Genomic DNA, 12,190 nt, shown 5'->3' with positions numbered 1-12,190 from the left:
CAAATACAAATTTCAATCATCGAATTAAAAATTAGTAGAAAAAAATGTATATTGCTTGCGTTATGAAAAACAATACTTTATTTATACATTTTCCTTAATATCACTCTATTTAATATACTTTCTAAGGGGGGGATTTGTTTTTATGTAGCTGTTTTTGTTTTTGAAAAAAAAAGAAGATGTATGAATTGGAATCAAGCAAGTGAATTATTGAAAAAAAGCATAAAGTCGGAGCTACAATTAACACCTGATAAAAATTTAAAATTTGTAAGAGAAATACCACCCTATAAATGTAAGAATTATAGCAATGTTGAAGGATTCAAGAGGGTACAGCTAGTATTGTAAATATTCCACTTGAAATGTTGGAAACCATATTGGGACGCTGCTATAGAGAATAACAATATTTACAACAGAGCAGTTTTTAAAGACTGTTTTCCTAGCGAGCTTAATGCTAAACCTTGCAAAGTACACGCTGTGGGTAAATTATTTGAACACGAAGGTGTCATGAAAATGAAAGATAGTCGTAATTATCAAATTATCTCTTAAAAAATATCCTAAAACAGGAATTAACAAAATATGATTAAAGAAAAAATAACTTTATCTCAATTAGAAAAATATTTAGAAAAAGCAGCATGGATTTTAAAAGGTCCGGTTGATGCATCTGATTTTAAGGTATATATATTCCCATTACTTTTTTTTAAACGTATCTCTGATGTATACGATGAAGAGTACCAAATAGCTTTAGAGGAATCTGAAGGGGATACAGAATACGCTTCTTTACCCGAGTTTCATCGTTTTGATGTGCCAGATGGATGCCATTGGAATAATATTAGAGAAACAACTTCTAATGTTGGACTTGCAATAGAGAGTTCACTTAGAAATATAGAACAAGCAAATCAGCAGTTTTTATATGGTATTTTCGGTGATGCTCAGTGGTCCAATAAAAACAAACTCTCGGATAGATTGTTGATTGATTTGATTGAGCATTTTTCTCAATACAATTTATCAAACAGCAATGTAGATCCTGATTTGTTGGGGAATGCATATGAGTATTTGATAAAACACTTTGCAGATTTAACCAATAAAAAAGCGGGTGAATTTTATACACCTCGTTCTGTAGTACATTTATTAGGGCAGATTTTAGATCCCAAAGAAGGAGAAACAATTTATGATCCTGCCTGTGGTACTGGAGGAATGCTACTAGAATGTGTTGATCACTTAAAAGAACACAGTCAAGATTATAGGACACTTAAAATATACGGACAAGAAAAGAACTTAACTTCTAGTTCTATTGCCCGTATGAACATGTTTTTGCACGGTATAGAAGACTTTGATATTAAAAGAGGGGATACACTAAGAGATCCTGCATTTTTTGAGGCAGATGGTTTACAGAAATTTGACTGTGTAATAGCGAATCCACCTTTTTCATTAAAAGAATGGGGAGCAGATGTTTGGGCAAACGATCCTTTTGGTAGAAATATTGCTGGTGTTCCTCCTAAAGGAAATGGAGACATGGCTTGGGTACAACATATGATTTCTTCAATGAAGGAAAATGGGCGTATGACTGTAGTGTTACCTCATGGTGCTTTGTTCCGTAAAGGTGCCGAAGGTAAAATTCGTAAAGCTTTGTTAGAACAAGATTTGTTAGAAGCTGTAATTGGTTTGGGATCTAATATTTTTTATGGTACTCAGTTAGCTGCTTGTGTCATGGTGTTTAAACATAATAAACCTACTGCAAAGAAAAACAAGGTATTGTTCATAGATGCTTCTGATCAGGTACGTGTGGGAAGGGCTCAAAACTATTTAGAATCGAATCATGTAGATCAAATATTTGAATGGTATCAAAATTTTGAAGATGTGGAGAATTTTGTAAAAGTAGCTTCCCATAAAGATTTAGAAGAAAACGATTACAATTTAAACATTCCTTTGTACGTTGAAAAAATTATTGAAGACAATTTACCTTCTGTAGAAGAAGCCTTGTCTGATTTAAAAACAGCATGGGATGAAAGTTTAAAAGCAGAAGAGAAGTTTAAAGCTATTTTGAAAACATTTTTATAATGACACAAAAAGAATTAGAAAAATACCTGTGGGGTGCCGCTGTACAATTGCGTGGTACTATAGATGCAGGAGATTACAAACAGTATATTTTCCCATTGCTATTCTTTAAGCGTATTTGTGATGTATACGATGAAGAGTATCAAAATGCGTTAAAAGAATCTGATGGAGATATAGAGTTTGCATCCTTTGCAGAAAACCACCATTTTCAGGTTCCTGAAGGAGCACATTGGAATGATGTTAGAGAAACAACTACAAATGTAGGTTTGGCCTTGCAAGATGCCATGCGTATCATTGAACAGGCGAATCCTGAAACCTTGTATGGTATCTTTGGAGATGCAGCTTGGACCAATAAAAACCGTTTGAGTGATGAAACGTTGACCAATTTGGTAGAACATTATTCTAAGCATATATTAAGCTTAAGTAATATTCCTGATGATAAATTAGGAAACGCCTATGAATACTTAATTAAAGAATTTGCAGACGATAGTGGACATACAGCAGCGGAGTTTTACACCAACCGGACTGTAGTAACCTTAATGACTAAAATAATGGACCCACAGCCAGGAGAATCTGTATACGATCCTACTTGTGGTTCTGGAGGTTTACTATTAAACTGTGCTTTGCATTTAAAAAGTGAAGGAAAAGAATACCGTACGCTTAAGTTATATGGACAAGAAATTAACTTAATAACTTCTGCCATTGCTCGTATGAATATGTTTATGCATGGTATAGAAGAATTTAGTATTGTACGTGGTGATACCTTGGCGGATCCTGCTTTTATACATGATGATGAATTGAAAAAATTCAATGTAATATTGGCCAATCCTCCATACTCGATTAAAGTATGGGACCAAAAATCTTTTGCAAATGATCCGTTTGGACGTAATTTATGGGGAGTACCACCACAGGGTTGTGCAGATTATGCTTTTCAGCAACATATACAAAAGAGTTTGGATGATGATAATGGTCGTTCTATTTCTCTTTGGCCTCATGGGGTGTTGTTTAGAGATAAAGAAGCAGAAATGCGTGAAAAAATGATTGAAGAAGATGTTGTAGAGTGTGTTATAAGCCTAGGGCCGAACTTATTTTATAACTCTTCCATGACTTCATGTCTATTGATTACGAATAATAATAAACCAGCTGAAAGGAAAAATAAAGTTTTATTTATTCAGGCTGTAGATGAAGTGAGAAATGAAAAAACGATTAGTTACTTAGATCCTCACCATATAGAACGTATCCATAATGCTTACTTAAACTTTGAAGGTGAGAAAAACTTTGCTACTATTGTAGATAAACAAGAAATCCTAAAAGATAAGAACATACGTTTAAGCGTACAGTTATTTGTAAAAGAAGATGCAATTATAGAAGAGGATTTTGATGTATTACTTTCAGATTGGAAAAAAAGTTCCAAAACATTAAAAAAATCTATGAATACACTTTTTAAAACTTTATCAAATGATTAATACTATAGTAGATAATAAAGTGTTAAACCTAGACAAAACAAATTGGACTCCTACAAAATTAGGTGATCTAGCTACTGATATTTTAAAACGTGTTGACAATCCAAGTAAATCGGAGTATGATCGTTTTGTTAGTTTGAGAAGTTTTGTTTCTGGTGATATTAAAATTAAATTTTGGGATTCTACGGATGGTTTAGCATCATCAGCTAAGGCCTTTCAGGCTGGAGATATTCTTTTTGCTCGTAGAAATGCTTATTTAAGAAGAGCTTCTTTAGTTGATTTTGATGGTTGTTGTTCTGGAGATGCCTTTGTGTTAAGAGAAAATCATGATAAAGTTGAACCTGGTTTTTTAGCTTTTTTAATGAATTCTAATGCACTTTGGGACTATGCGAACTCTAATGCGGCTGGTACAATGTCGAAAAGGGTAAAATGGCGTGATTTAGCAGAATACGAATTCCTCTTGCCACCAAAAGACCAGCAAGTTAAATTAGCAGAATTATTGTGGTCTATGGATGAAGTGATTGAGAAGGAGATTGAATTGAAAAATGTTGCAAATGTTCAATACGAAGTATCAAAAAGCAATTTAGTTCTTGAAGGGCTGAATAATCAAGTAAATTTTTCTGAAAACCTAAAGCGTGATGTTGCCGAAAGATGGAATATCACAACTATTGGAGATCTTATAAGGAACGAAGCAATAATTAAAGTCCAAGATGGAAACCATGGTGAAATTCATCCAAAATCTGCAGATTATGTAGATGAAGGTATTCCTTTCATTATGGCGAATACTCTTATTGATGGGGAAATTGATTTCAACAAATCAAAAAAACTTCCTCGATCGATTACGGACAAACTACGAATTGGGTTTTCCTATCCAAATGACGTCTTGTTAAGTCATAAGGGAACCGTAGGTGAAGTCGCGATTGTACCCGACAAAATTGATTATCCGTATTTAATGTTGACGCCTCAAGTTACATTGTATCGTACTAATGAAAGTAAGTTAAAGCATAAGTTTTTGTACTACGTTTTTAATTCAAGCTATTTTCAAAATCAAATATTGAGATTAAGTTCTCAATCAACAAGAGCCTATGTAGGTATAACTTCACAAAGAGGTTTTAAACTGGCAATTCCTGATTCTGTAATTGAACAAGAAAGGGTTATTGAAGTTTTGACCGAAGTTGAGAAAAACAGGAAATTGATTGATTATTCAATTGAAAGCTCCAAAAACATTCAAAAAAGTATCATCAATCAAATCTTTTAAAATGCTGCTATGAAAACGAAAAAAGAGATAATTGAGTATATCAACAATACAGAAGGTATTGGTTTAACAAGCAGTAGTACTAGCTATTCTAAAATAAATAAGTCCAAAGAAGTTTGGTGGTTTAATATTGGGGTAGATAAGTTTAAAGATGAGGTTCATTTGTTATTAAATACAGAGAGTCATGCTCTTTGGGTAAAACTACCTAAAGGTTTTGTTGGAAGTATGCAAAGTAACTTTAAGATTAGAGAAGATAAAAACGCAGTAGACTTAGAAATCTCAGCAGATAAAAACTTCAAATATTTACAAGACGTAAAATCTGGTGGTACTGGTTTTGATTTTAGTGGGTTTGTAGTGAAGGAGGTTGTTTATTAATTGTTTAAAGGAGAGTATATCATGAAAAAGACAATGTCACAAATTCATCAAGATGTTTTTGATTTATTGATGGAGCATCATAAAATGGATGACAATTTTTTATTTGCTTTTAGACAAATTAATAGGGCTGAGAAATTAGATAAAGGGTATTGGTTTTTAGGAGGCGATGATTATCTAGCAGTGTCATTTTGGAGAGGAACGGATTGGAAGAGTAAAACGCCAAGAATTTTCTTTGAAATAAATAAGCATGGTAATTCTAGTTTGGAATTCAGAAATAGTGATGTTTCAGGACATAATGATTTCTTTGACGTGAGGTTATTGGAAGATGTGAAAGTAAAGGAATCTTACTATGGGTATTCGAGAAAATTTAAGACTAAAGATTACATAGAATCTTTGAAATTGTTTTTAAAAAACGAAAAACCAATAATAGATAAATATATTAAGTCTCCAGATAATAAATATACAGCTTCAGAGTATGCTAAACCTATGGAATTTATATATCCTGGTGATTTTAATAAACAATTAGAAAAAATAAAAACATTTCAAAAGAGAAGGAAAGACAATTTAAAACATTTTGGTTCGTTAAAAAATATTGAAATTCAAAATTTTGGACCTATTAAAAATGTTGCTATTCTGAATATTCCATTAAAAACGAAATGGATTTATTTGACTGGAGAAAACGGTTCTGGAAAAACATCTGTATTAAAAGCAATTGCAACTGGGTTGTGTCAAAACAATGATAAGAATGAACCTATAGCCAGTAGACATGATTACGGTGAATATGAAATTAGGGTTCAACTTCATACAGAGAACAATGATTTGTCACCTGTTATAGTAACTCCAAATTCTCAGGTCTTTGATAAAAAAATATTAACGAAAGGTTTTGCGTGCTATGGCCCTATTAGAATTGTTACAGATGGAGCAAGCGATATTGGAATAATTAATGATTCACTAGATGATCATGATAAAGCTACTTTTGGTCTTTTTAATCCTATAGGAGTTCTTAAAGACTTGAGTGGTGATTATCCATTTCATACTAAGGCTAAGTATCAAGAGCTTTATAGGGACGTATTAATTAGTAATTTACTACTGATCTTACCAAACATTTTTAATATAGAAGAAGACCGTAAAGGTAAATTATTGTTTTTTGAATCATCCCATAATACTGAAGGTTTAAAAAAAGGAATGCCTTTTGAGAAATTGCCTTCAGGTACTCGAAGTTTTGTTTCTTTAATAATGGATCTTCTAATACGCTTAAATAAGCAGCAGCCAGATATATCAGATTTAGCAGATTATACGGGTGTGGTGTTAATAGATGAAATAGATATCCATCTACATCCAAAACTTCAATTAGAGTTAATAAATCAATTGTCAGATACATTTCCTAAACTTCAATTTATTGTTTCAACACATAGTCCAATACCTTTACTGGGGGCTCCCCAAAATGCTGTTGTTTGTGTTGTGAAAATTGATAGGTTGAAAGGGACTTTTGTAGAAAGAGTTGATGATAAAATATATTTAGAAGAATTACTGCCAAATACTATTTTGACTTCACCAATTTTTGGAATGGATAATATATCCAATGAGAACAGAGATAAAGGCACCTTAGTTAGAACTGAAGAAACATATTCAGAAGTTGAGTTTTCCAATCAATTGGATAAGAAAATAAATGAATTTCTTACAAGTGAGAAGGAAAATGAGTTAATTAAAAGGTTCGAAAACAAAAGGAAATGAGATTTGTAATTAAACCAGATAACCATAAAACAGCAAAATTAACTTCTGCACAAACTTATAGTGAACTTTTGGTTATAGCTAGAGATGTTGCTAAAGACGATATAAAAGATACAATTTACAGAGAGTCATATAGTACTGATGATGAAAAAAAATCTAGGGTTGAAGATCAATTATCCTTGAGTTATCATAACAAGTGTGCTTATTGTGAACGTTTGGCTAAGGCAGATATTGAGCACTACAGACCAAAGAAAAAAGTTTCTGAAGATAATATGCATGAAGGTTATTATTGGCTTTGTTATGAATGGACTAATCTTTTACCGGCTTGTGTTAAATGTAATAGAGAGGGAGCTAAACATTTTAAATTCCCTGTAATTGGAACTAGGGTAACACATCCAAGTTTTTTACCAGACAATAATTTAAACTTAGAAGACAATAAAGCACAAAATAACCCATTGCTTACTGAGAACCCATATTTGTTACATCCTGAAATTGATAACCCTGAAGATTTCTTTGATTTTTTCCTAGATCCTAATGGAGAAGGAATAAGAATTAGAGGAATTGACAATGACGATAGAGGAAAAAAAACAATTGAAATATGTCGACTTAATCGCCAAGAATTAAGATTGGAAAGAGTTGAGAATGTTATTAATCCATTTAAGCAAGCTATCGAAAGTTCTTTTGTTATGTGGGGTAACGGAAGTTTTAATCAAGCTCAATTTGAGCAACAAATTTTATTTCAACTTAATCAATTAATAACTAATGCTGGGAGTGTAGAGAGTACACATACATTATTAAGAAAATTTGTAATGAAATCTCATCAGAATTTTTCGGCTATTGTTTTGCCGTTTTTAAATAAAAAAATTAGAAATGTTGTGTTGGCAGCTTTTAAAGCTATTTGATTAAAATAGTTGTAAATAATGTAAGTCATGAATTAGATGTACAAGAAGAAATAAAAAATATTGGTTTAAGTATTTTTCAGGAATTGATTTAATTTATGTGTTGAAGTAGATTATTATAAATAGAAAAGAATTGTTATGAATTATTTTGTTGTTAGTTTAGGTAGACCGGGTCCACATTATATTAGTGCAAATTTGTTAGATATAAAAGGGCCAATAACTTTACAATTAAGTGTTTTAGTTGAGCAACGAATAAAATTTAAAAAATAGGATAATAATTATTTTATGAAAAAGTGTTAGAATATGAAAAACTCATCAGCTTCCGCAGGAAATGTAAGAGCAGCTAGAAATGCTGCTAAGGAAATTTTACAAAAAGTAGACAAAGCCGTTAGAAGTCCGTCTGGACCAAAACGATGGTTTTGGGAGTTACTTCAAAATGCTATTGATTCAATTTCTTCAGAGCCAAATAGAAAAGTAGATATTTGGGTTTCTCTAGAAAAATGTGAGTTAGAACAAACGGCTAGAATGCATTTTAGTCATAATGGTGGTCCTTTTAAAGAAACTAAAGACGAACTTTTATATGCAGATGACTTTGAGAATTTAATTTCACCTGTTTCAGGTAAAAGTGTGAGTGATGAAAGTACTGTAGGTAAATTTGGTACGGGTTTTTTATCTACTCACAATCTGTCATTACAAATTGAAGTAGAAGGTGTTCTTTTGACTAATGAAGGTGAGCGTATACAACTTAAAACGACATTAGATAGAACTCATTACATGAGTAAATCTGAAGATTCGGCCAAACAACGAATAACAGGGATTATTTCGAGTCTTGAGGAATATGACAAAATGAAACGAGACAGAACTCCTCCAGATTCAGAAACTGATATAACAAAATTCACGTATTTTTTAAATGATCCAGATTCAATATTTCGTGTAAACACAGGTTTTTTAGAAATTGAACAATCATTACCTACGGTATTTGCACTAAATGATAAGGTCTCTAGTGTTACCATTGAAGATAAGTTTAATGATAAAAATTTCACATATAAAAAGGGGGAAGTATCTTCATATAAAAGAATAGTGGTTAATACTACTCAAAAATTGAATAAAGGCGTTCTGGTGGAGAAATACTCTGTAGCTACTTTGTCAAATGATAAAGTCACGTTAAGTTGGCCTATTGAAAATTTTAAAGATGATAAATTAATTCTTAAAGATGCTAAGTCTGTATATAAAGATAGTTTAGAGGATAATATGCCCATTCTCTATTGCACATTTCCTCTTATTGGAAGTGATACAATTAAACTTCCAATTACGATTCACTCAAACTCTTTTACACCTAATGAGACAAGGGATGGTATTTCTTTAACAACAGAAAAAATCACCAACAAAGAAAAAGATAAGGAAGAGGATTTAGATAAAGTAAATAGAGCTTTAATTGAAAGTGCAACTGAGTTGTATGCTGAATTTGTTCAATTAGTTTCTATTGATGGTGAATCAATATTTAATATAACTTCTTTAAATAAAATAGCATCAGAATCTTGGATTGATAAAGATTGGTTTAAAGATCATGTAATTGACAATTTTAGAAATACTGTATTAACAGCGCCTATTATTGATGTAAGTGAAGATAAAGCTGAAAGAAAAACAATAATAGGTGATGATGGTAAACCACAAGTATTCTTTCCATGTATTAAAAATGGAGAAACCGAAAAAAGATCCAAGTTAAATTCTGATTTTTACAAATTTTGTAGAAAATTATATGGAACAAGAATTCCATTAGAAAGAAATCTTTCTTCTTGGCACAATGTGCTTTGGAAAGAAAGTGAAAAAATTAAAATTCTTAAGATAAAAGATATTGTAGAAGAAGTATCAAAATCTGCCTCAATTTCAAATTTGCAAATTAAATTAAACTTTAATAGTGAGACAGAAACTATTGATTGGATAAATGATCTAATAATCTTCATCAAAGATGTAAATGAATTTGATTTGTACAAAGAATTTGCTATTCTTCCAAATCAAGAAGGGAATTTCATGGTTAGAGGTGATTCTACCATAGGAACTCTTAAAACTGAAAAACCCAAATCCAAGATAGAAAATCAGTTTCTCGAAATTTTACTAGAATTAGATCCTAAAGAGAACTGGAAATCATTTTTACTTCACAGAGGAATTAATTTATCCGGGATTGATCTACATGAAATTTCCGTAATACACATTTCAGATAAAATTAATGAAATAATTGGTGATAAAAAGGATAATAAATATCCATTTCTTAGCGATTCTGTAAAAGCGAAAGAAATATTACAAACCTTGCTTTCATTTCGAGACACCAATTCAGAAGTTATAGATAAAAAGGTCATATCAATATATTCGATAAATGAAGTTATATTTCAACAGGAAATTTTAGCGGAAGAGGTATTTTTCTCACAGGATTTTTCATATGCAACCACTGTTAAGTTAATGACAATTTTAGTGAGTAAGGAGATTAAATCAAAAGGAAATTTAAAATCACTTATAGAAAGTTTAGGTTATGAGAAAACAGAAAAAGATGCCTTTATTTGGCTAAATAAATTTTACGAATTTTGTGATACTTACGAGTATTCATTTATTTATAACAACAATGTTTTTCCGGATTTAAATGGCACTTTCCGAAAAGGAAAAGACGATACTCACAAGTTGTATAGTGAAGATCCAAAATCAAAAATTGAACCAGAGCTGCTTGAAATCTTGTTCAAGTTAGACCCGGAAAAGGATCTACGTCCTCATTTAGTCCATCGTGAAGTGAAAAGTAATTTTTCTTTCGAAAAAAGAAAATTGAAAGATGATGTAAGTACGATTATCAATAAACTCTTATTAAGAGAGAAGTCTAAAGGAGATTACATATTATTACACGACAGAGATAATGCAGTTGAAATTCTTCAAACACTGCTGTCTTATCAAAAAGAAGGTGAATCTTTGGAGACTAATAAGGGGAAAGTATTTGCTTTTATCCAAGATGTGTTTGGTCCGATAGAAAAGAAAGTAATTCCATTTTTTCAAGATTTCGATTTAGAAAATGTAATCAAACACGCCATACGTTTAATCAATCAGGAAATACAGGCTTCGGTTAATGTAAATGGATTAGCGTTAAAGTTGGATAAAAATTATGATGCTTCTATAATTTGGCTTAATAGTTTTTTTAATTTACAGGCTAAGACTAGTGAGTTTGATAAACTACTTCATTGGGCGAATATTATTCCAAATCAATGTGGTGAATTTTGTGCTCACGGAAAGTCAGAGGATCAGATTAAAATGTACAGGTCTTATGAAATCAATGAGGGCAAGGCCGTCAATTTCTTAGAACCTCAACTTATTAAGAATCTTTCAATTTTTAATCCTAAAGAAAATTGGAAAAAAATATTATTACACGATGGTATAGAGCTAAATTCTCTTCCTGCAAAAAAGTGGGTGGATTTAGGTAAGGAAATTGATGCTTGTGTTAAGGTTATAAGCGAGAGTATTTTAAATGATACAGATACAGAAAAACTTGTTTATAAATTAGATTTATTAGAACTATTGCAATGGCGGGATAATAATAAAAATAAAGCAGGTGAGTTTTTTAAAACACTTGATTCTATAGCAGATAAATTATATTCTCAAATTACTTTTTCAAAAGAATTAGTAGATATAATAAAAGATGAAAAGACTTTTAATTTGGCAAAAAAAATACATAAATCAGAACTCTCTGCCCAAACAATTGAACAAACAATTGACAAGCTTGAAGAAATGCATGAAAAACTTGGACAAGGATCAGTAGATGAGTTTTTGAATAAAGTAGATAAATTTATTGAAAAGAAAGAGCTATTTGAAGATAGGTTGAAAATTGGTCAAAACATAGAAGAATTACTGAGAGAAGCATTAGGTAGTGAGGATATAGATATTATACCAGATAAATCTTATGCAGGGGCATATGATATAGAGCTTTACAAAAAAAATGATCCTACAAAGATTCTTAAATTAGAAGTGAAATCTTACAAACATGGATCAACTTTTGATTTTAGTTTTGCTCCAAGTCAAATTGTAGAATCAAGAAATGATTCTTCTAACTACATTGTTTGCACTCTAGAAAGAGAAAAAGAAGGTTTAACAAGTATTCAGTATTTAAAATCAAACTTGGCAATTCAAAACAATCTTAGCGGTATTGTAAAAAAGGATAATTTTGACAAAATTAATATGTTTAATACAATTTATAAAGAAAGTAAAAAAGGTACAATTCCTCTAGAAATACCATGTATTACAGATCCTAGAGTAAAAATTTCTAGTGAAGAACTTTTAAAAGAAACTGGAGATTATAATCAATTAATACAGCTAATTAAATCAAAATTGCTCTAATTTAGATAGCTTGTGTATATTTTTTATATTGTAGCTTCTATAGATAT

General features: G+C 31.1%; 8 protein-coding genes. All 8 read left to right on the top strand.

Annotated elements, in window-relative coordinates:
• The first annotated feature begins 351 nt into the window (after positions 1-351).
• The 8 genes from FGM02_RS18195 (at position 352) to FGM02_RS09980 (ending at position 12,143) form a co-directional block, all read left to right on the top strand.
• Positions 352-543: a hypothetical protein gene (locus tag FGM02_RS18195; RefSeq protein WP_208021498.1), complete on the top strand. Its 192-nt coding sequence runs from the start codon at positions 352-354 to the stop codon at positions 541-543.
• A gap of 30 nt (positions 544-573) precedes the next feature.
• Positions 574-2,055 carry a type I restriction-modification system subunit M gene (locus FGM02_RS10010; protein WP_166461158.1) on the top strand — a complete coding sequence of 494 codons (1,482 nt, stop codon included), beginning with the start codon at positions 574-576 and terminating at the stop codon, positions 2,053-2,055.
• Positions 2,055-3,518, top strand: a complete 1,464-nt coding sequence (locus FGM02_RS10005) for a type I restriction-modification system subunit M (RefSeq protein ID WP_139958225.1) — start codon at positions 2,055-2,057, stop codon at positions 3,516-3,518. Before FGM02_RS10010 ends, FGM02_RS10005 begins: the two co-directional genes overlap by 1 nt.
• Entirely contained in the window at positions 3,511-4,773 is a 1,263-nt protein-coding gene (locus FGM02_RS10000; protein ID WP_139958224.1) for a restriction endonuclease subunit S, read from the top strand. The genes FGM02_RS10005 and FGM02_RS10000 overlap by 8 nt, the downstream gene beginning before the upstream one ends.
• Before the next feature lie 9 nt (positions 4,774-4,782).
• Complete coding sequence (locus FGM02_RS09995) at positions 4,783-5,145, top strand: hypothetical protein (RefSeq protein ID WP_139958223.1); 363 nt, start codon at positions 4,783-4,785, stop codon at positions 5,143-5,145.
• Between the two features lie 21 nt (positions 5,146-5,166).
• Positions 5,167-6,879, top strand: coding sequence for an AAA family ATPase (locus FGM02_RS09990; RefSeq protein WP_139958222.1), 1,713 nt, complete (start codon positions 5,167-5,169; stop codon positions 6,877-6,879).
• Entirely contained in the window at positions 6,876-7,778 is a 903-nt protein-coding gene (locus FGM02_RS09985) for an HNH endonuclease family protein (RefSeq protein WP_139958221.1), read from the top strand. Before FGM02_RS09990 ends, FGM02_RS09985 begins: the two co-directional genes overlap by 4 nt.
• Before the next feature lie 300 nt (positions 7,779-8,078).
• On the top strand, positions 8,079-12,143 hold the full coding sequence (locus FGM02_RS09980) for a sacsin N-terminal ATP-binding-like domain-containing protein (RefSeq protein ID WP_139958220.1): 4,065 nt from the start codon (positions 8,079-8,081) through the stop codon (positions 12,141-12,143).
• The last annotated feature ends 47 nt before the right edge of the window (positions 12,144-12,190 follow it).

The sequence above is a fragment of the Flavicella sediminum genome, assembly GCF_006381105.1.
Taxonomy (GTDB): domain Bacteria; phylum Bacteroidota; class Bacteroidia; order Flavobacteriales; family Flavobacteriaceae; genus Flavicella; species Flavicella sediminum.
Note: the sequence above shows the minus strand (reverse complement) of the source record. Positions and strands in the feature narration are given on the sequence as shown.

What these genes read in the sequence shown, in the direction of transcription:
- FGM02_RS10010 (WP_166461158.1), top strand. Translation starts at nt 574, where the DNA reads ATGATTAAAGAAAAAATAACTTTATCTCAATTAGAAAAATATTTAGAA.
- FGM02_RS10005 (WP_139958225.1), top strand. Translation starts at nt 2,055, where the DNA reads ATGACACAAAAAGAATTAGAAAAATACCTGTGGGGTGCCGCTGTACAA.
- FGM02_RS10000 (WP_139958224.1), top strand. Translation starts at nt 3,511, where the DNA reads ATGATTAATACTATAGTAGATAATAAAGTGTTAAACCTAGACAAAACA.
- FGM02_RS09995 (WP_139958223.1), top strand. Translation starts at nt 4,783, where the DNA reads ATGAAAACGAAAAAAGAGATAATTGAGTATATCAACAATACAGAAGGT.
- FGM02_RS09990 (WP_139958222.1), top strand. Translation starts at nt 5,167, where the DNA reads ATGAAAAAGACAATGTCACAAATTCATCAAGATGTTTTTGATTTATTG.
- FGM02_RS09985 (WP_139958221.1), top strand. Translation starts at nt 6,876, where the DNA reads ATGAGATTTGTAATTAAACCAGATAACCATAAAACAGCAAAATTAACT.
- FGM02_RS09980 (WP_139958220.1), top strand. Translation starts at nt 8,079, where the DNA reads ATGAAAAACTCATCAGCTTCCGCAGGAAATGTAAGAGCAGCTAGAAAT.